Annotated in this window: 15 protein-coding genes and 2 tRNA genes; 4 read left to right on the top strand and 13 right to left on the bottom strand. The window is 71.5% G+C overall.

Going from position 1 to position 19,263, the window contains the following annotated elements; translation table 11 throughout:
- Window positions 1-107: 107 nt before the first annotated feature.
- Window positions 108-1,559, bottom strand: a complete 1,452-nt coding sequence (locus tag ACU6P3_RS23180; protein ID WP_447193945.1) for a catalase — start codon at window positions 1,557-1,559, stop codon at window positions 108-110.
- A 157-nt stretch (window positions 1,560-1,716) separates the two neighbouring features.
- On the opposite strand from ACU6P3_RS23180, the gene ACU6P3_RS23175 reads away from it, so the two are divergent.
- Window positions 1,717-2,133, top strand: a complete 417-nt coding sequence (locus tag ACU6P3_RS23175; protein WP_447193944.1) for a Fur family transcriptional regulator — start codon at window positions 1,717-1,719, stop codon at window positions 2,131-2,133.
- Between the two features lie 130 nt (window positions 2,134-2,263).
- Here ACU6P3_RS23175 and ACU6P3_RS23170 read toward each other — a convergent pair.
- From ACU6P3_RS23170 to ACU6P3_RS23155, 4 genes are all read right to left on the bottom strand, one after another.
- A tRNA-Met gene (locus ACU6P3_RS23170) sits at window positions 2,264-2,337 on the bottom strand.
- A gap of 136 nt (window positions 2,338-2,473) precedes the next feature.
- Window positions 2,474-4,987: a tetratricopeptide repeat protein gene (locus tag ACU6P3_RS23165; RefSeq protein ID WP_447193943.1), complete on the bottom strand. Its 2,514-nt coding sequence runs from the start codon at window positions 4,985-4,987 to the stop codon at window positions 2,474-2,476.
- Window positions 4,988-5,189: 202 nt separating this feature from the next.
- Window positions 5,190-5,263 (bottom strand) — tRNA-Met (locus tag ACU6P3_RS23160).
- A gap of 42 nt (window positions 5,264-5,305) precedes the next feature.
- Window positions 5,306-8,353 (bottom strand): UPF0182 family membrane protein, encoded by a 3,048-nt coding sequence (locus ACU6P3_RS23155; RefSeq protein ID WP_447198027.1) that lies wholly within the window; start codon window positions 8,351-8,353, stop codon window positions 5,306-5,308.
- A 149-nt stretch (window positions 8,354-8,502) separates the two neighbouring features.
- On the opposite strand from ACU6P3_RS23155, the gene ACU6P3_RS23150 reads away from it, so the two are divergent.
- Window positions 8,503-9,075 (top strand): PPA1309 family protein, encoded by a 573-nt coding sequence (locus ACU6P3_RS23150; protein ID WP_447193942.1) that lies wholly within the window; start codon window positions 8,503-8,505, stop codon window positions 9,073-9,075.
- A 106-nt stretch (window positions 9,076-9,181) separates the two neighbouring features.
- On the opposite strand, the gene ACU6P3_RS23145 is transcribed toward ACU6P3_RS23150, so the two are convergent.
- The 4 genes from ACU6P3_RS23145 to ACU6P3_RS23130 all read right to left on the bottom strand — a co-directional run bounded on the left by ACU6P3_RS23145 (window position 9,182) and on the right by ACU6P3_RS23130 (window position 12,468).
- Entirely contained in the window at window positions 9,182-10,270 is a 1,089-nt protein-coding gene (locus ACU6P3_RS23145; protein ID WP_447193941.1) for a YlbL family protein, read from the bottom strand.
- Between the two features lie 97 nt (window positions 10,271-10,367).
- Window positions 10,368-10,550: a hypothetical protein gene (locus tag ACU6P3_RS23140; RefSeq protein ID WP_030754945.1), complete on the bottom strand. Its 183-nt coding sequence runs from the start codon at window positions 10,548-10,550 to the stop codon at window positions 10,368-10,370.
- Window positions 10,551-10,785: 235 nt separating this feature from the next.
- Window positions 10,786-11,244, bottom strand: a complete 459-nt coding sequence (locus tag ACU6P3_RS23135) for a molybdenum cofactor biosynthesis protein MoaE (protein WP_447193940.1) — start codon at window positions 11,242-11,244, stop codon at window positions 10,786-10,788.
- A 111-nt stretch (window positions 11,245-11,355) separates the two neighbouring features.
- A complete protein-coding gene (locus tag ACU6P3_RS23130) occupies window positions 11,356-12,468 on the bottom strand; it encodes an SDR family oxidoreductase (RefSeq protein ID WP_447193939.1) in 1,113 nt (370 codons plus the stop codon).
- Between the two features lie 401 nt (window positions 12,469-12,869).
- On the opposite strand from ACU6P3_RS23130, the gene ACU6P3_RS23125 reads away from it, so the two are divergent.
- Window positions 12,870-14,390, top strand: a complete 1,521-nt coding sequence (locus tag ACU6P3_RS23125; RefSeq protein ID WP_447193938.1) for a zinc-dependent metalloprotease — start codon at window positions 12,870-12,872, stop codon at window positions 14,388-14,390.
- Entirely contained in the window at window positions 14,387-14,929 is a 543-nt protein-coding gene (locus tag ACU6P3_RS23120; protein WP_447193937.1) for an NUDIX hydrolase, read from the top strand. The genes ACU6P3_RS23125 and ACU6P3_RS23120 overlap by 4 nt, the downstream gene beginning before the upstream one ends.
- 169 nt (window positions 14,930-15,098) lie before the next feature.
- Here the strand turns inward: ACU6P3_RS23120 and ACU6P3_RS23115 are convergent, their stop codons facing one another.
- The 4 genes from ACU6P3_RS23115 to ACU6P3_RS23100 form a co-directional block, all read right to left on the bottom strand.
- Window positions 15,099-15,857, bottom strand: coding sequence for an AIM24 family protein (locus tag ACU6P3_RS23115; RefSeq protein ID WP_447193936.1), 759 nt, complete (start codon window positions 15,855-15,857; stop codon window positions 15,099-15,101).
- Between the two features lie 19 nt (window positions 15,858-15,876).
- Complete coding sequence (locus tag ACU6P3_RS23110) at window positions 15,877-16,557, bottom strand: AIM24 family protein (RefSeq protein ID WP_447193935.1); 681 nt, start codon at window positions 16,555-16,557, stop codon at window positions 15,877-15,879.
- Between the two features lie 13 nt (window positions 16,558-16,570).
- On the bottom strand, window positions 16,571-18,274 hold the full coding sequence (locus tag ACU6P3_RS23105) for a TerD family protein (RefSeq protein ID WP_447193934.1): 1,704 nt from the start codon (window positions 18,272-18,274) through the stop codon (window positions 16,571-16,573).
- A gap of 141 nt (window positions 18,275-18,415) precedes the next feature.
- A complete protein-coding gene (locus ACU6P3_RS23100; RefSeq protein WP_037804687.1) occupies window positions 18,416-19,048 on the bottom strand; it encodes a M48 metallopeptidase family protein in 633 nt (210 codons plus the stop codon).
- Between the last annotated feature and the right edge of the window lie 215 nt (window positions 19,049-19,263).

Below are 19,263 nucleotides of genomic sequence, written 5' to 3'. Positions count from 1 at the left end.
TCACACCAGGCCCGTGAGCACCCCGGACGGGCGCATGAGTCCCGTACGACGTACGACGCGGGGCCGGGCCCCGAAGGGTCCGGCCCCTGTCGTCCCGGCGAGGGCCGTCAGCCGCGCAGGGCCTGGACCGCGGTCTCCAGCCGCTTGCCGAAGTCACCGTCCGCCTGGCGGAAGTTGTTCACCGCGCGCTCGGCGATGTCGTCGCGCGAGACCTTCGCGATGAACCCGGCGAGGTTCCCGATCAGACGCTCCCTCTCGTCCTCGGACATCAACCGGTACAGGTTGCCCGCCTGCACGAAGTCGTCGTCCTCGGCGTGCGGGGGGGCCTCGTGGGTGCCCGTGCCACCCGTGACGGGCACCGGCTGCCACAGCGCCCGGTCCGTCTGGAAGGGGCCGCCGAAGCTGTTCGGCTCATAGTTCTTCGCGCCCTTGTGGCGGCCGTCGTACAGGAAGCCGTCACGGCTGTTGGTGCGCGCCGAAGTGGCGTGCGGGCGGTTCACCGGCAGGTGGTCGGCGTTGACGCCCACGCGGTAGCGGTGGGCGTCGCCGTACGCGAAGAGGCGGCCCTGGAGCATCTTGTCCGGGGACGGGCCGATGCCCGGCACGAAGTGGGCCGGCGAGAAGATGGACTGCTCGACCTCGGCGAAGATGTTCTCCGGGTTGCGGTTGAGCTCCAGCTTGCCGATCTCGATCGGCGGGTAGTCCGCGTGCGGCCAGACCTTGGTCAGGTCGAACGGGTTGAAGCGGTAGGCCGCCGCCTCCTCCGCCGGCATGATCTGCACCTGCACCGTCCAGCTCGGGAACTCCCCGCGCTCGATGGCCTCGCGCAGGTCGCGCTGGTGCGAGTCCGGGTCCTGGCCGGCCAGGACCGCGGCCTCCTCGGAGGTCAGGTTCTTGATGCCCTGGTCGGTCTTGAAGTGGTACTTGACCCAGAAGACCTCGCCCGCCTCGTTGTTCCACTGGTACGTGTGCGAGCCGAAGCCGTCCATGTGACGGTACGAGGCCGGGATGCCGCGGTCGCCGAAGAGCCAGGTCACCTGGTGGGTGGACTCGGGCGACAGGCCCCAGAAGTCCCAGACGTTGTCCGCCTCCTGCGAGCCGGTGTACGGGTCGCGCTTCTGGGTGTGGATGAAGTCCGGGAACTTGATGGCGTCCTTGATGAAGAACACCGGGGTGTTGTTGCCGACGAGGTCGTAGTTGCCCTCTTCGGTGTAGAACTTCAGCGCGAAGCCGCGCGGGTCGCGCACCGCGTCCGCCGCGCCGAGGTTGCCCGCGACGGTGGAGAAACGCAGGAACGTCTCGGTCTGCTTGCCGACCTCGGAGAGGAACGCGGCACGCGTCCACCGCGAGACGTCACGGGTCAGCGTGAAGGTGCCGTACGCCCCGGCCCCACGGGCGTGGACGACGCGCTCCGGGATGCGCTCACGGTTGAAGTGCGCGAGCTTCTCCAGCAGAGCCTGGTCCTGGACCAGGACGGGACCACCGACGCCCGCCGTCTCGCTGTTCTGGTTGTCGGCGACCGGCGCGCCGGCCTCCGTGGTGAGCGGTCCCTGCGTCACGTGCGCCTCCTGCGTCGTCTGTGGCCGTTCCGGCCCTTGGCTCGTGCCCTTGGCTTGCGCCGAACTCGATCCTACAATGGACTTTGTCTAAGTCAAGCGAACATCCAAAGTCACACTCGTTCGGGGCCCGGGCCCCCTCACTGCTAGGCTGGTTTCCATGAGTGACCTGTTGGAACGCCTGCGCGGACGCGGCTGGCGCATGACCGCCCAGCGGCGTGTCGTGGCCGAGGTCCTCGACGGGGACCACGTACACCTGACGGCCGACGAGGTGCACGCGCGCGCCGTGACCAGGCTTCCGGAGATCTCCCGGGCGACGGTCTACAACACGCTGGGCGAAATGGTGACGCTCGGCGAAGTGATCGAGGTGACGACGGACCGCCGCGCCAAGCGCTACGACCCGAACGCGCACCGGCCGCATCACCACCTGGTCTGTGACCGGTGCGGCGCGATCCGCGACGTCCGCCCGACGGGCGACCCACTGTCCGACCTGCCCGCCGGCGAGCGTTTCGGGTTCATGGTCTCGAACGTCGAGGTGACGTACCGCGGCGTCTGTCCGGAGTGCGCCTCGGCCTGATCCCGGCGCCCGCCCCGGCCCCGGCACCCGCGCGCACCGGGGCCGGGGGCCTGGGCGGCGACAGCCGAGCACATACGGAAAAAACGCCGGAGGGCCGGATCTCTTCCGAGATCCGGCCCTCCGGTTTCAGTAGCGGGGACAGGATTTGAACCTGCGACCTCTGGGTTATGAGCCCAGCGAGCTACCGAGCTGCTCCACCCCGCGTCGGTGAATGCAACACTACGTGACACCCACCGACCGGTGCAAATTCCTTCCGCGCGAGGCGGCGGACACGAGGCGGCGGTGACCGGCGGCCGTCCCGCTGCCACCTCCCTCGGCGGCCCCTACCGCCCCCGCCGCCTCATGCCGTGAGCTCCTGGTGGAGGGCTTCGCGCAGCCGGGCCGCGCGCTCCGCCACCTCGGCCGGGCCCAGCTCGACCGCCCGGGCGCACCAGCGCTGGCCCTCGCTGAGCTCGCCCCTGCGGGCCGCGAGCAGCGCCAGGCGGAGGGCCGCCCGGCCGTGCCCGGCCTGCGCGGCGCGGGTCCACCACAGGGCGGCCTCGCGCTCGCCGCCCTCGCGCGCGAGCAGCAGGCCGAGGTTGAAGGCGCCGTTGCGGCTGCCCGCCTCCGCGGCCTCCCGGTACCAGCGGCCCGCGTCGGCGATGTCCCCGCGCTCGGCGGCGAGCATCCCGCACCGCACCTGGGCGCGGCGGTGGCCCTGCTCGGCCGCGCGCTCGTACCACTGCTCGCACTCGCTCTTCACGCCGCCGTACGGCTCACCCAGCGCCGGCGCGCCGGGCGGCGGCCGGCGCGAGTCGAGCACGGTGGCCAGCCGGAAGGCCGCCTCCGCGCTGCCGCCGCCGGCCGCGCAGCGGAGATGCCGCTCGGCCGACTGCTCGTCGCCGTCCCGCAGGCAGGCGATGCCGACCTGGAGGGCCGCCTCCGTGTGCCCGGCGGCCGCGGCGCGCTCGTACCAGTACAGAGCCGTCCGATCGTCGTCGCGTCCGGCGTGCAGGATGCCGAGGTTGAACGCGGCGTCCACGCTGCCGGCCTCCGCGGCCTTGGAGAACCAGGGCTCCGCGCCCACCGGGTCGTCGGCCTGCAGCAGCAGGACGGCGAGCGCGTTGGCGGCCTCGCGGTGCCCGGCGTAGGCGGCGCGGCGGTACCACTGCTCCGCCTGCGCCGTGCGGTCCTGGGCAGCGCACAGCAGCCCCAGGTTGTACGCGCCGTTGACGTCGCCCGCGTCCATGGCCGCGCGGTACCAGCGCTCGGCGGTCTGCTGCTCGCCCCGGGCCGCGTGCAGCGCCCCGAGCGCGTTGGCGGCGTTCCCGTCGCCCTCCTGGGCGGCACGCAGCCACCAGACGGCGGCGCTCTCCTCGTCGCCCGCGTCGCGCAGCAGGAAGCCGAGGGCGCAGGCGGCACGGGGCTCGCCCTCCTTGGCGGAGGAGAGGTACCAGCGGCCGGCCTCCTTCAGCTCACCGCGCTTCTCCAGGATCGCGCCGAGGTGCAGCGCGGCGCGGCGGTGCCCGCGTGCGGCGGCCTGCCGGTACCACTGCGCCGCCTCGCTGATGAGGGCGGAAGCGGTGGGCAGGGCGGTGCCGGTGGACCACGCGCCGGTGCCGGTGGTCCACCTGGTGCCGGAGTCGACGTCGCCCGGCGTGGCCCCGCCGGTCCTGCCGGTACCGGTCGCCCAGCTCGTGCCCGTGTCCGTGCCCGTGTCGTCCGCGGTCCAGCGCGTACCGGAGTCCGGGCGCCGGCGCGTGCCGGTGTGACGGCCGGTGCCCGTGTCGGGGCCCGCGCCGTTACGGTCGCGCCACCTCGTCCCCGTACCCGCGCCCGGGTACGGGGACGAGGTGCCGGGGCCGGTGCCCGCACGGGTGCCGGTGTCCGCTTCGGTGCCGGCGCCGAGGGATCCGCGCGCCGCGGTGTGCCAACGGGTGCCGCTGCCGTGACCGGTGTCCTGGTCGCGGCCCGCGCCGGTCATCCGGCCGGTCTCCGTGTCCCAGTCGATGCCCTTGCCGGCGGTGCCACGGCTTCCCGGGACCCGGCCGGAACGCGGTCGGGCGCCGGTGTCCGGGAAGCGGGTCGGCGCGGTGCCCGGACCCTGGTGCCCGTGGCGGACGCCGAGGGCCGTTCGCCGGTAGACGGCGTCGGCCCCGGTGCGGGCCGCCTCGCGGGCACGGCGCTCCAGCGAGCGGGCGAGGCGGTAGGCCGCCTCACGGTGCCCCTGCTCGGCGGCGGCGCGCAGCCACCGCTCCGCTCCGACGTCGCTGCGGTGCTCCAGCAGTTCGGCCAGCGCGTAGGCACCGAGCGCGTGCCCCTGCTCGGCGGACTGGCGCAGCCAGTACTCGGCGGCGGGATCGTCGCCCAGCTCCCGGTGGTAGCGGCCGAGGGCGTGCGCGGCGGCGGCGGAGCCGGCGACGGCGGCGACGCGCCACCAGCCGGCCGCCTCGTCCTTGTAGCCGCGCTGGTGCAGGAGGACGCCGAGATTGTTGGCGGCGGCACGCTCGCCCGCGGAGGTGGCGGAGCGCAGATACGGTTCGGCCGCGTCCAGGTCGCCCCGGCGCAGCAGGAGCGCGCCGAGCACGCTCATCGACGCCGTGTCCCCGGCGTCGGCGGCGCGCCGGTGGCGCGCCTCGGTCTCGGCCTCGGTGTCCGCGGGGTCCCCGGCGTCGGCCGCGCGCAGGGCGCTGCCGGTGCCGGCGGGATCCGGGCCGGCCGCGGTATCGGTGGTGCCGGCGGTACTCGCGGCCGGGGCGGTTCCGGGGGTACCGACAGCCCCGGTTGCCTTGGTGGTCTCAACAGCCTCGGCAGGCTCTTCTAGGTGCAGCCGCACATACCGCCCTGTCTCCAACAGAGTTGCCCTATCCCCCATATTGTCCATCGTCGCACCACCTGCTACCCACGTACAGCTGGTATACCGCACCCCCGCGACATCACTTCAGCGTTTTGTCGACATGCCCACAGAGAGACAAGTCAAACACGACTGGGGCCAAGAGGGCGGTCTCGAAACGCACTTGATGCGGACACACGACGAGGGCCCGGATCCTGATGGATCCGGGCCCTCGTTCTCGCCGTAGCGGGGACAGGATTTGAACCTGCGACCTCTGGGTTATGAGCCCAGCGAGCTACCGAGCTGCTCCACCCCGCGTCGTTGTGCGGCAACACTATCACGGCGCGGGGTGGGGCTCGTTCAGCCGCTCGCGGCCTCCTCGGACGGCCGCTCGGGCGCTCCCTCGGACGGCCGTGCGGACGCCTGGGACGCCGAGCCGGAACCGGCGCCGGAGCCCGTGTCACCGGAGCCCGAGCCCGAGCCGGGCTCCTTGTCACCGGCACCGGAGCCGGAGCCCGAACCGCCCTGGCCCGAACCGCCGGACCCCGCACCGGACTCCGCCTGCGCGGCCCGCTCCAGGGCGTCCTGGAGGTCCTTCTGGGCCTTGCCGTACGCCTCCCAGTCCTGCTTCTTCAGCGCCTCCTCGCCCTGCTCGTACGCCTTCTGGGCGTCGTCGATGGCCTGCTGGAGGGCCTGCGCCTTGTCGCCGGTGGCCGGCGGCTTGGTCGTCTCGCCCGGCGGAGGCGTCGTTTCCCCGCCTTCCGACCCGAACACCGCGTTCAGCGCCTCGGGCAGGCTGTCCTTGAAGACGGGCTTGCCGCCGTAGGACACGGCCACCTTCTTCAGGAGCGGGTAGTTGGCGCTGCCACCGCGCGCGTACACGGGCTCGATGTACAGGAACCCGCCTTCGAGCGGCACCGTCAGCAGGTTGCCGTACTCGATGTCCGAGTCGGTTCCCCGCAGGTTCCGCACGAACTCGGCGACCTCCGGCACACCGTTGAGCTCACTCTGCACCTGCTGCGGGCCCTGCACGGTGGACGTCACCCTCAGGACTCTGATCTTGCCGTAGTCAGGGCTCGTGGCATCGGCGTCCACCGCCATGAACGCGCCCAGGTTGGGGCGCCCGTTGGGAGTGAAGGTCGTCGTCAGCGAGAACTTCTGATCGTCCTGCCCCGGCATCTTCAGGCTGAGGTAGTACGGCGGGACCGAGTTGCTGTCCTTGGTGGTCGGGTCGTCCGGCACCTGCCACGCGTCACTGCCGCTGTAGAACTGCGCGGGATCCGTGACGTGGTAGCGGGTGAGCAGTTCGCGCTGCACCTTGAACATGTCCTGCGGGTAGCGCAGGTGGTCCATCAGGTCGGGCGCGATGTCGGACTTCGGCTTGACCGAACCGGGGAACGCCTTCATCCAGGTCTTCAGGACCGGGTCCTTCTCGTCCCACTGGTACAGCTCGACCGTGCCGTCATAGGCGTCGACGGTCGCCTTCACCGAGTTGCGGATGTAGTTGACCTGGTTCTGCTGCGCGACCACCGCGCGCTGGTTGTCCGTCAGCGAGTCCGCCGTCGTGTCGCCCAGGGTCGTACGGGACGCGTACGGATAGCCGTTGGTCGTCGTGTAGGAGTCGACGATCCACTTGATCCGCCCGTCGACCACGGCCGGATAGGCGTCACCGTCGATCGTCAGCCAGGGTGCGACCGCCTCGACGCGCTCCTTGGGCGTGCGGTTGTACAGGATCCGCGAACCGTCGCCGATGGCGCCGGAGTAGAGCATCTGCGGCTCGCTGAAGGCGACGGCGTAGGCCGCGCGGTTCAGCGGGTTGGACAGGTCCACCCCGCTCTTGCCCCGGTAACTGGTGGTCCGCTCGCCGTTCTTCTCGTAGTCGAGCTCCTTCTGGGGCCCGCCCACGATCGAGTACTGCTCGGTCTTCTCGCCGTAGTAGACGCGCTGCTCGTACGACTTGAACTGGCCGGAGGTCGGCAGTCCGGACTCGGTGAAGTCCGGGGCGCCGACCGTGCCGTCGTTCTCGTCGGTCACCGTGTTCGAGCCCTTGGCCGTGATCAGACCGTAGCCGTGGGTGTACGTGAAGTGGTCGTTGATCCAGTTCCGCTTCGGGATGCCGGTGATGTTCAGCTCACGCAGACCGACGACCGTGTCCTGCGGCTTGCCGTCGGCGTCCTTGTAGCGGTCGACGTCCAGCGTGGACGGGAACTGGTAGTACTTGCGCTCCTGCTGGAGCTGCTGGAACGCCGGCGAGACGACATTCGGGTCGACCAGCCGGTAACTGGCCGCCGTGTCGGCCGCCTGGCGCTGCTCGGACTTCTTGTCCGGGTCGCCCTTGCCGCCGTAGTCCTGCACGCTGGCATCGTCGATGCCGTACGCGCTGCGCGTGGCGTCGATGTTCTTCTGGATGTACGGCGATTCCTTGGCCTGCTCGTTGGGGTCGACCTGGAACTTCTGCACGATCGCCGGGTAGAGCCCGCCGATCAGGATCGCGGACAGCACCATCAACCCGAAGCCGATCACCGGCAGCTGCCAGGTGCGGCGCCAGAGCGTCGCGAAGAACAGCAGGGCGCAGATCACGGCGATGCAGAAGAGGATCGTCTTCGCCGGGAGGTACGCGTTGGCGTCGACGTACCGCAGCCCCGTCCAGTTGCCCGCCGCCTTGAAGTCACTGGACTTCACGGCCAGGCCGTACCGGTCGAGCCAGTACGCCACGGCCTTCAGGGACACGAACACACCGATCAGCACCGACAGGTGGCCGGTGGCGGCGCCCGTGGCGCGCGCGCCCGGGCTCGTGACCCGCAGCCCGCCGTAGAGGTAGTGGGTCAGCGCGGCGGCGATCAGCGACAGCACCGTGGCCGCGAAACCGAACGCGAGCAGGAAGCGGTACCAGGGCAGATCGAACGCGTAGAAGGCCACGTCCATCTTGAACTGCGGGTCCTTCTGCCCGAAGGGCACCCCGTTCAGCCACATCAGCCAGGTGCGCCACTGGCCGGCGGCGGAGGCACCCGCGATCAGCCCGACGAGCGCGGTGATCGCCAGCAGCACCCACTTCTTGTAGGGGGCGATGCCCATCCGGTAGCGGTCGAGGTTCTGCTGCTCCATCGACATCGCGCTCAGCGGCGGCCGAAGCCGGTGCGCCAGCCAGATGTTCAGCCCCACGGTGAGCGCCATCAGCAGTCCGAAGACCGCGAACAGACCGATCTTGGTCCACAGGGTGGTGGTGAAAACCGATGAGTACTTCACCGAGCGGTACCAGAGCCAGTCGGTCCAGAACCCCGCGAACATGACGAAGAGCATGGCCAGCACGGCCAGCACGCCCAATGTCATCAGCAGGGTCCGGGCCCGACGGGACGGCCGGCCCACTCTGATCCGTGGCCCGGTCGGGCCTCCGCCGCGGTCCGGCATCTGGAAAGCCAACGTGCGCACCTCGAAGTTCGCGGTCGTGTGTTTTCAGCGTGTACAGCGGGCCCCGCGATCGTAGGGCCCAATGATGCAACTTACTGAGCCTTTACCTAGTTCCCGCATCCGGGTCCGAAGGAGGCAGGATATTGACCATGTCCAATGTCTCTCCCCCCTCATCAGACTCATCAGGCACCCCCATGGCCGCCGGTCCGCTGACCCGTGCGGTCCTCGAGATCGACGAATACGCGTCGGGGCTCGGCTGGGACCAGCCGGCCCGGCTGTTCGCCCTGGTCGACACCGAACGGCTGCGCGCCGACGAACCGGAGCTGGCGGCCCAGCTGGGCCTCGTCGACGACGGCGCCACCGCCCCGCTCACCCCGATCGAGCAGGACGAGATCCCCGCCGGCACACCGCTGGACGAGTTCCTCGGCACCATCGCCTGGCCGGGCGCGGTGGCGGGCTGCGCGCTGACGGTGGAGCGGCTGATGCTGCCGCCGTCCGCCGAGGCGTCCGTACCGGACGGCCTGGACGAGACCGCGCTCACCGAGTGGGTCTCCGCCCACCCGGACCGCCAGGAGGTACGGATGACGGTCGCCGTGCTGCGTGACGGCGCCCGGGAGTCCGCGCTGCGGCTGCGCGAGAAGGACTCGCCGAACGAGGTCCTGACCGGGTCCGGCCTGGTCCCGGGTCTGGCGGAGGCGCTCGCCGCCACCTTCGAGGAGTGACCCGGGGGCCGGACGGCCCGGGGCGGACCCTCCGGGCGGTCCGGACCTTTCCCCGTCGTCCGTCCGCCGGGCACGCGCCCCGCCCTCCGGCACGCGCGCCGCACGGTCAGCCCGTCGAGCAGCTCGGCAGGCCGACCGTGTCCCCGGCCCGGACCTTGGCCAGTGACTTCGTGGCGTCGTCGATCGTCTTCACCTTGATCAGAGTGAGACCCGCGGGGGTGTCCGAGGCGGCTGTCGCGCAATTCCCCTCCGGCGTGAGGAAGTACTTCGCACCCGCTTTCCGCGCGCCGACGAGCTTCATCTGGATGCCACCGATCGGGCCGACCCCTCCGTCGTCGTCGATCGTGCCCGTCCCGGCGACGAACGCGCCGCCCGTCAGCGAGCCGGGCGTCAGCTTGTCGACGATGCCGAGGGCGAACATCAGCCCCGCGCTCGGGCCTCCGACGTCGGCCAGCTTGATGTCCACCTCGAACGGGAAGGTGTGATCGGTCCCCGCCTGGATGCCGACGATCGCCCGGTCGCCCTCGTCGGACTTCTTCGTGGTGACCGTGACCTCCTCCGTGCCCTCCGGCTCCTTGCCCGCCTTCTCCGCGGCCCGCGCCTCCTTGGCCGGGACGATGGTGAAGGCGGCCTCCTGACCCGGCTTGTGCCGCGTGACGAGCTTCGCGACGTCCTGCGGCGCCTTGACCGCCGTCCCGTCCACGGCCTTGATCACGTCACCGGCGTGCAGCGTGCCCTCGGCGGGGCTGTCCTTGACGACGGAGGCCACGACGACACGCGAGGTCACCGGGATGTCGAGCTCCTTCAGGGCGGCGACCTTGGCGCTCTCCTGGGACTGGCTGAACTCCTCGGCGTTCTCCTGCGAGGACTGCTCTTCCGTCTTGCCGTCCGGATAGAGGGTCTCGTGCGGCACCACGATGCTGTCGTGCGCGAGCCAGCCGTAGAGCGCCTCGGCGACGTTCATGTTGTAGTCCGCGCCGGTGACCCTGACCGTTGTCATATTGAGATGACCGGAGGTCGGGTAGGTCTTGTGACCGGAGATCCGCAGCACCGGCTCGCCGCCCGCGTCGCCCAGTGTGTTCACGGTGGGCCCGGGGCTCATCTCCGAGTACGGCACCTTGATGAGCACTCCCGCGCAGAGCAGCGCGATGAGGACGAGGGTGGAGGCGAGCATCGTCGCGGTGCGGCGTGGCATGGAACGACAGTACGGGAAGGGTCTGTCAGTACACCCCTGGGGCCGGTCCGTACGGGCCGGGGGCAGGACCCCGGCGGCCATGTACGGACCGGCCGGGTCAGGCGACGTCCGAACCGACGTCCGAACCAGAGGGCGCCTTCTCCATCGCGTCGCGGAAGCGGGCGTAGCCGTTGAGCTCGGCTATGTCGCCCATCGTGCGGTCTCTCGCGGCCCAGCTCCCCCATATCGCCGCGCCGACGGCGGCGACGAACGGAATCAGCAACCAGACAAGTGCGGCCATACCGACCTCCGGAGCGCAGTGAGCGTCTGAAACTGACCGATCAGCAGATTAACCATCTGCCGATCCAACGCTGCGGTCCGGGGGACGGTTACGCAAATCGGGCCGAACGGGGACTGAAAGGCTTTCCGTTTCCTCCCCAACTCACGGGCGAATCAACGAAGGCGGGACGCCCACAACGAGGCGCTACGCGCCCACCCGCCCTCCCGTCACCCGACCACCACCCCACAACGAGGCGCTACGCGCCCACCCACTCTTCTGTGCCGTCCGAGAATTTCTGGTGTTTCCAGATCGGGACCTCGCTCTTGAGGTCGTCGATCAGCTGCCGGCACGCCTCGAACGCCTCCGCCCGGTGCGGGCAGGAGACCGCGACGACGACAGCGAGGTCCCCCACCTCCAGATCGCCCACTCGGTGGACGGCGGCCATCGCGCGCACCGGGAAACCCGCCGCGACCTTCTCCGCGACCCGGCGCAGCTCGGCCTCCGCCGAGGGGTGGGAGGAGTAGCCGAGGGAGTCGACCCCGGCACCCCCGTCGTGGTCGCGCACCGTGCCGACGAAGAGCGCCGTGCCGCCCGCCGCGTCGTCTCCCACCGCACGGAAGACCTCGTCGACGCTCAGCGGGGTGTCGCGGATCGCCAGCAGCCTGATGGGGTCGTCCGCCACCTGCTCGCCGGGACCGGAATGGGTGTTCACCATGCGGTCCATCGTGCCGTACGCCACCGACGTACCGGAACGCGCACCCGGCGCACGCGGGCGCCGTCGCCGCCGCCGGCCCTGTCCCTGCCCCTGCCCTGCCGGGCCCCGGGCCTACAGCCTTCGTCTGGCCTTGCGTGCCCGCCGCACCAGCGCGGCCGTGCCGAGCAGGGCGACCGTGGCGCCCGCGGCGCCCGCCGCCGTGGCGTCCTTGCGGCCGAGCCGGCGGCCGGCGACCGTGTGCCGGCCCTCCACCTCCTCCAGGAGCGCCGCGAGGACCTCCTCGTTCGTCCAGCGCGGCCGCCAGCCTGCGTCGTGCAGCCTGCTGACACTGACCACCCACGGGTGCATCGTGTACGCGAGGTCGCCGGCCGGCGACGGGGTCAGGCCGATCCTGTGCAGCCGGGCCGCGGCTCCGAGGGCGACGGCGGACGGCAGTTCCATCCGGCGGATCCCGCTGAGCTCCTCGACCTCCTCCTGCTCCAGCCAGCCGTCGCAGCCGACCGCGAACTCGCCGTCGGTCTTTTCCAGCGCGGCGTACTCCAGGGCGCTCACCAGGTCGTCGACATGGCAGAACTGCCAGGTCGGGCGGGACCCCGCGACGACGAGCAGCCGGGGCGACTCGAAGTAGCGGGTGAGGGCGGTGTCCGTGCCGCCGACCAGGATGGCGGGCCGTACGACCGTCACGTTCAGGCCGGGGTGCGCGCGGGGCGCGCGGCGGCCCAGGCGTTCGATCTCCAGCAGATCGCCGACCCCGGTCGCCTCCGCGGTCGCCCGCAGCTCCGCGTCCTCGGAGAGCGGGATGTCGTTGTCCGGCAGCGCGCCGTAGACCATGGCCGAGGTGCACAGCACGACCCGGTGGACCCCGGCCGCGGCAGCTGCCGTGAGCACGGTCTGGGCGCCGCGCACGTTGTAGGCGGTGCGAGCCGCCGGGTCCGTCTCCAGGTCCAGGTCCAGCGCCAGGTGCACCACGACGTCCACGCCGCGCAGCTTCTCGGCGATGGCCGGGTCCCGGACGTCCAGCAGGTGCCACTGCGCCTCGGAGACGTCCCCTCTGCGCTCGTCGATGGCGATGACCTGCTTGATCTCCTCGGACTCGGCCAGGCGCCGGGTGAGCAGGTCGCCCACGCCCGTGGCGGCACCCGTGACGGCGACGACGGGGCCGCGCGACGGGTGCGTGGTTGAGCGGTTTCGCGCTGCGCGAACCTGCGGATCTCGGGAACTCACCAGGTGTCTCCAGCGGTTGTCTTCCATACGTACGTGAATGACGCGTACGTACCAGGTGACGTCCATCCTGCCGCAGGCCGGCAGCCGACGAAGCACCGAGCCCGGAAGCCGACCGGGTGTCGGCGCGGGCGGCTTCCGGGACGCCACCGCCGCCCGCGCGCCCCGGGGGGTCCTGTGCCCCGGTCCTCGTGGGCCCGGGTCGTCCGGTGGGTGCGCCCGCGAGGCGGCGGAGCCGGCGTCGTACCACGGAGGTACGTGCGCCGCTTCCGACGCTCCGCGTGCGAGTGTGTCCGCCAGGCGTTCCGGGCCCACGAGGACCGGGGGCACAGGGCCTAGGCTGGTGGTGTAGTGGGCAGCCGCCACCGGCAGGAAGCCGGTGGCCCTACGAGCCGAGGAACCCCGTGAGTGACACCCCATTCGGATTCGGCCTTCCGCCGGAGGAGCCGGAGGACGGCGACGGCAAGAAGAAGGACCCCGCCGGAGGTGGTCAGGGTGCCGGTGGCCAGGGCGGTCCCGCCAATCCCTTCGGTTTCGGGCTCCCGGGCGGCGCGGGCGGTGCGGACAATCCGTTCGCCGCGATGTTCGGCTCGCTGAACCCGAGCGACCTGGGGGCGGCCTTCCAGCAGCTGGGCCAGATGCTCAGCTATGAGGGCGGTCCCGTGAACTGGGACATGGCCAAGCAGATCGCGCGGCAGACGGTCGCGCAGGGCACGCCCGACGGCACGAAGGACGCGAGCGTCGGGCCCGGCGACCGCGCCGCGGTGGACGAGGCGGTACGGCTGGCCGACCTCTGGCTCGACGGCGTGACCTCCCTGCCCTCCGGGGCGAACACGGCGGTGGCGTGGAGCCGTGCCGAGTGGGTCGAGGCGACGTTGCCCGCGTGGCAGCAGCTCGTCGACCCGGTCGCGGAGCGCGTGGGCACGGCCATGGGCGAGGTGCTGCCCGAGGAGATGCAGTCCGTGGCGGGTCCGCTGATCGGCATGATGCGCTCCATGGGCGGCGCCATGTTCGGCCAGCAGATCGGTCACGCGGTGGGCGTGCTGGCCGGTGAGGTGGTCGGTTCGACCGACGTCGGACTGCCGCTCGGGCCGGCCGGCAAGGCCGCGCTCCTGCCGCTGAACATCGAGGGGTTCAGCCGCGACCTCGGGGTGCCCAAGGAGGAGATCCGGCTGTACCTGGCGCTGCGTGAGGCCGCCCACCAGCGGCTGTTCGCCCATGTGCCGTGGCTGAGGTCCCACATGTTCGGCGCGGTCGAGGGGTACGCGCGCGGCATCAAGGTCGACACGACCAAGCTGGAGGACGTGGTCGGCCAGTTCGATCCCGCCCATCCCGAGGAGCTTCAGCAGGCGCTCCAGCAGGGCATGTTCCAGCCGGAGGACACCCCCGAGCAGAAGGCGGCGCTGGCCCGGCTGGAGACGGCCCTGGCGCTGGTCGAGGGCTGGGTGGACACGGTGGTGCACGAGGCCGCGAAGTCCAGGCTCACGGCGGCGGACGCGCTGCGCGAGACGCTGCGCAGGCGGCGGGCCACCGGCGGCCCCGCCGAGCAGACCTTCGCCACGCTGATCGGACTGCAGCTGCGTCCGCGCAGGCTGCGGGACGCCTCGCGGCTGTGGGCCTCGCTCACGGACGCGCGCGGCGTCGACGGGCGCGACCGGCTGTGGGAGCACCCCGACATGCTGCCGACGGCCTCGGACCTGGACGACCCGGACGGCTTCGTCCATCACGAGCAGCCGGACTTCTCGGAGCTGGACAAGATGCTCGGAGAGGCCGCCGACCGCGGTCCCGGACCGGCGAAGCACGGTCCGACGCAGTCCGGTCCGGCGAAGGACGACGCGGGCGGGCGCGGCACGCGGGACACCCGCGACACCGGGGGCCCGGAGAGCGCGGGCGACGAGGACGACAAGGGCGACACCGACCGGTGAGCCTGCACGATGACGCCGTCCTCGTACTGAAGCGGTACGAGGGACGGCGGGAGGAGGAGCAGCTCCAGCTGCGCGAGGTCTACCTCGACCATCTCGACACCCACCCCGACGGCATGTGGAAGGCGTGCGGCGCCGGACATCTGACGGCCAGCGCGCTGGTGATCGACCCGGCGCGGGGCAGGGTGCTGCTGACCCTGCACAGGAAGCTCGGCATATGGCTCCAGATGGGCGGCCACTGCGAGCCCGGGGACGCGTCCGTGGCGGGCGCGGCGCTGCGGGAGGCCACCGAGGAATCCGGGATCCACGGGCTGTCGTTGCTGCCCGGTGGCCCCGTGCAGCTGGACCGCCATGCCATCCCGGCGCCCTGCCACTGGCATCTGGACGTCCAGTACGCGGCGCTGGCGCCCGCCGGCGCGGTGGCCGAGATCAGCGAGGAGTCCCTGGACCTGCGCTGGTTCGCCTACGACGACGTGGCGCGGGTCGCCGACGGCTCGGTGGCCCGGCTGGTGGACCGTACGCGCGCGGCGCTCGACGGCTGAGGCGTGAGGCGGCCCGGCGCGAGGAACGACACGGCGCGGACGCGGGCGACGCGGATGTGAGCGGATGCAAGGGGCGGCCGCCATGGGTGACCGCCCCTTACACCGTGTCGTCGTCCCGTGTCGTCGTCCCGTTCCGTCACCAGGGTCGGGAGAACTCCTGGGGCCCGGGTCACCTGCTCCAGTCGTTGGCCCGGTTCTGGCCGTGCGCGCCGTGCCGGCCCGCCCCGAACTGCGCGGCCAGCCCCTGTCCGATCTCCGCGTGCTGCGGTGGCATGACCTCGCTGGGCTGGACGAGCGCGAACCCCTCCCCGAGGAAGCTCAGCTCCCAGCCCTCGCCGGTGCTGCCGCGCCGCTGCCGTACGTTCGCGGAGTGCGTCTGCGCCTGCATCTGCACCCGCAGCGAGGCGGACCAGGCGACGACGGCGTCCGAGTCGGCGCTGACGTACGTGTCGGGCGTGACCCGCATCATCAGCGGCAGGCCCGACGTCATCAGCGCGACCTTCCCCTGGCCGGAGATGTTCAGCTGGTACTTGCCGGATCCGGAGACGCCGTACTGGCTGTCCACGGCGATGACTTCGGTGTGCAGCCCGGAGTCGAGCGCCAGGACGTAGGCGCTGTCGACGGTCAGGCCCTCGTGGTCGACGTCCACGACATGGATGTACTGGGCGAGGTTGGCGAAGTAGACCGTGCCCTGCCCGGAGCAGCGCATCAGGTCCAGTCCCTCGCCGGTGCGCGCCCGGCCGCGGCGCCGCTCGTGCGACTCGTACTCCCCGTCGAACTCGATCAGCCCCTGGTAGGCGACCATGGCGCCCTTGCGGGCGAGGACGTCGTCATGACCGCCCAGGGCGACCCGCAGCAGCTGCGGGTTCTGGATGGTGTAGCGGTCCTGGGACTGCTGTTCGGCGTAGGCGAAAAGTGGACTCTGCATGGTGTGTTCCCGCTCCCCCTCAGCCCCGCGCCCGCAGGCGGTCGGTGCTGTCCTCACTGGGCTGTACGACGACGATGCCCTGGCCGGAGAAGGCCATCTGGTAGGCCTCCCCGCTGCCCCGGCCGATCAGCGAGGACGCCTTGAAGCTGCGCTTCCCCTTCACCTTGAGCGCCGGGGACCAGGCCACGAGCGCGTCCGGGTCGACGTACGTCTCGTCCTCGCCCCGGCCGCAGTCCACCACGACCGGGGTGCCGCGCGAGGTCAGGGCGACCCAGCCGGTCCCGCCGATCTGCACGTTCCACAGGCCCTGGCCGGTGAACTTGGCCAGCCCCTTCACCCGCTCGACGCCGAACTGGAGGTGGGCGTCGAAGGCCAGCAGGTTGGTGCCGTTGACCGAGATCGCGTCGTTGTCGAGGTTGACGACGACGACATCGGCCCCGTAGTCGGCGAGGTAGAGCAGGCCGTCACCGGAGCACTTCATCAGGGGCGCGCCCTCGCCGGTGACCCACTGGGAGGCCAGTTGCCGGATGGCGGGCGGGTTGGGCTCGTACTGGATGAATCCCTCGTAGGCCACCATCGAGCCGGTGCGCGCGAAGAGGTCCTGGCCCGAGGCCATGGCGACCTTGAGCATGGCGCGGCCGTGGTTCTCCATCCGGGCCGCGACGGGGGTCGGGGCGTAGCCCGCGAGCTGCTGGTTCATGGTCCGGGCTCCCTCAGACCTCGTACGGCTGGACGACGATGAAGTTGCCGGGGGCTCCCCGGAACTGGAGGTTCACGGTCTCCCCGCTGTGGCCCGGGTACGCGTTGCGGCGCAGCCTGACCTGGCTGGAGATGATCACCTGGGCCGCGGCCGACCAGGCGACCACGGCGTTGCTGTCGGCGAAGGTCGTGGGCGTGACGGGCAGCACGACGGGGGTGCCGTGGGTCTTGACCACGACGGTGCCGGTGCCCTGGAAGAGCATGGTGAACAGGGCGCCGCCGGGGATGCCGTGGCCCTCGATGCGGCGGACCTCGTACGTCAGGCTCTCGTCGAAGGCCAGCACGTTCTCCGCGGAGACGCAGATGCCGTCGCCCTGCAGTTCGACGGGGTGCAGGTGGGCGCCTTCCTCGGCGAGGAACACCTGGCCGCGGCCGGTGCAGCGCATCAGCTGCATCTCCTGGCCGGTGGCGTTGCCGACGATCCTGCCGGTGAAGCCCGCTCCCTTGTAGCCGAAGTCGACCTTGCCCTGGTACATCACCATGCTGCCCTGCCGGGCGAGGACCGGGGTGCCGTCCGTGCCGAGGTCGACCCGGACGAGCTGGCCGTTCTGCGCGGTCCAGCGCTGGCCCGTGGGCAGTTCCTTGTACGGCTGGAGGGCCGCCTGAAGGCCGCCACCGCCCGGCGGGGCTCCTTGCGGGACTCCCATCATCGGGGCGCCCGTCGGCGCGCCCTGGTGCGGCGGGACCGCCGGCTGCCGGCCGTAGGGGGCGGGGACGGGCTGTCCGTACGCTCCCGGCGGCTGCTGCCCGTACGGCGACGGGGCCGGTTGCCCGTACGCCGCCGGTGCGGGCTGTCCGTACGCGCCGTGCTGCGGGGGCTGCCCGTACGGCGAGGGCGCGGGCGGCGGGACCGTACCGCCGGACGGGGCCGGGGCCACGGGGGCGGCGAGGGTCGGCGCGGCGTGCACGGGCTGGGCCGGGGGCACGGGCGAGGCGGGTGCCGGGCCGGGCGCGGCAGGTGCGGGCGGGGCACCGAACGACGGCGCGCGCTGTGGTGCTTGGGGCGGCTGCGAAGGCTGGGGTTCCTGTGGCGCGGCCGGGACACCGAAAGCCGGCGGAGGCGTGCTCTGCGCCGGCGGGGCGAAGGCCGGGGGCTGGGCCCCTGCCTGCTGCGGCGCGGGCTGCTCCTCCTCCGCGACCTCGCCGCCGAAGTTCTTCAGGAGCGCTTCCAGCCCGCCGTCGAAGCCCTGGCCCACGGCGGCGAACCGCCAGACGTCCTTGCGGTAGAAGTCACCGAGCATCACGGCCCGCTCGGTGCTGAACTCCGAGCCGGTGAAGGAGTACCGGACGACTTCCTCGCCGCCCGCGACGATCCGGATGTAGCCAGGGCCGATCTGGGACATCTGCCCCGCGCCGTCGAGAGCGGCGGTGAACGAGAGCTTGTGAACGGCGGCCGGAACCCGGTCCAGCGTGACCCGGAAGGATTCGGTGTCCCCGGCCTGCGCGCCGAGCAACTGAATGGATTCCTCAGGTGACTTCGGCTGGTTGAAGAAGACGAAATAGCGGTCGTCCGAGAGCCGTTCGTCGGCGTCGAGACCGAAACAACTGATGTCGAAGGTCAGCCCGGGGCCGGAAATCTGCACGCCCACGTACAGATCCGTCCCCGCCGTGAGATCACTGACCTTGGCCTTGTGGCCGCGCTGGAATTCCCTGGCCATGCGTAACGACCGTCCCCCATCCGGATTGTGCTCGCGTCGCGCCAGGCTAACGGCTGTGCCGGACGGGTGGCCAAGCCGGTACACACTCGGTACACGATCAACGCTTCCGTCACATTCGACGGCGGCGGACGTCACCCGGCGTCATTCGGCGCGGGCGACGGGCAGGTGCGGCAGCCGGTCGGCGGCCACGACACCTTCCAGATAGCCACGGGCCCGCTCGGTACGGGGATACGCCTCCAGCAGCCGCCAGAACCGCGGTCCGTGCCCGGGGACGAGCAGATGCGCCAGCTCGTGGACGAGTACGTAGTCGACGACGTATTCCGGCATGCCCTGGAGCCGGTGGGAGAGCCGGATGCTGCCCTCCGCGGGGGTGCACGAGCCCCAGCGGGTGTTCTGGTTGGTCACCCAGCGGACCGAGACGGGCCGTGCCCGGCCCTCGAAGTACTGGGCGGAGAGCCGCTCGGCGCGCTCGGTCAGCTCACTGTCGCCGAGCAGGCGCCTGCTCTCCTGCGCGGCGAGCTTGTCGAGCATCACCGACACCCAGCGCCGCTCCTCCGCCTCCGACATCCGAGCGGGGATGAGCACGATGGTCCGGTCACCCTCGCGGTACGCGGAAACCGTTCTGCTCCGGCGCGCGCTCCGGCGCACCTCGACAGCACTCGTCGCCGGGGAGCGCGGGAGGCGCTCCGGGCGCCTGGCCGCGCTGCCCTGCTCGTTTTCGGCGCGCGAGGAGGAGGCCTCCCCCGCCAGGCGAGGAGAAGGATCGGCGGACACGCCATGACGTTACCCGGTAGGCACGGGGGAAGTCCCGGCTCCGGAATGGTTCGAGCTTGTTCCCTTCCCTGCCGGTCCGTATTTGAACGATTAACGCCACTCGCTGTGGATAACTTTCGGCGCGAGCGCGCGTCGCCCAGCATCCTGGTCGAGGAGAGCGGAACACGAGATCAACGACGGAACTCGACGGAGCACGACGAACTCGACGGGGAACG

The organism is Streptomyces hebeiensis (assembly GCF_052983195.1).
Note: the sequence above shows the minus strand (reverse complement) of the source record. Positions and strands in the feature narration are given on the sequence as shown.

What these genes read in the sequence shown, in the direction of transcription:
- ACU6P3_RS23110 (WP_447193935.1), bottom strand. Translation starts at nt 16,557, where the DNA reads ATGAACCAGCAGCTCGCGGGCTACGCCCCGACCCCCGTCGCGGCCCGG.
- ACU6P3_RS23135 (WP_447193940.1), bottom strand. Translation starts at nt 11,244, where the DNA reads ATGGTGAACACCCATTCCGGTCCCGGCGAGCAGGTGGCGGACGACCCC.
- ACU6P3_RS23105 (WP_447193934.1), bottom strand. Translation starts at nt 18,274, where the DNA reads ATGGCCAGGGAATTCCAGCGCGGCCACAAGGCCAAGGTCAGTGATCTC.
- ACU6P3_RS23155 (WP_447198027.1), bottom strand. Translation starts at nt 8,353, where the DNA reads ATGCCGGACCGCGGCGGAGGCCCGACCGGGCCACGGATCAGAGTGGGC.
- ACU6P3_RS23150 (WP_447193942.1), top strand. Translation starts at nt 8,503, where the DNA reads ATGTCCAATGTCTCTCCCCCCTCATCAGACTCATCAGGCACCCCCATG.
- ACU6P3_RS23145 (WP_447193941.1), bottom strand. Translation starts at nt 10,270, where the DNA reads ATGCCACGCCGCACCGCGACGATGCTCGCCTCCACCCTCGTCCTCATC.
- ACU6P3_RS23140 (WP_030754945.1), bottom strand. Translation starts at nt 10,550, where the DNA reads ATGGCCGCACTTGTCTGGTTGCTGATTCCGTTCGTCGCCGCCGTCGGC.
- ACU6P3_RS23165 (WP_447193943.1), bottom strand. Translation starts at nt 4,987, where the DNA reads ATGGGGGATAGGGCAACTCTGTTGGAGACAGGGCGGTATGTGCGGCTG.
- ACU6P3_RS23175 (WP_447193944.1), top strand. Translation starts at nt 1,717, where the DNA reads ATGAGTGACCTGTTGGAACGCCTGCGCGGACGCGGCTGGCGCATGACC.
- ACU6P3_RS23115 (WP_447193936.1), bottom strand. Translation starts at nt 15,857, where the DNA reads ATGCAGAGTCCACTTTTCGCCTACGCCGAACAGCAGTCCCAGGACCGC.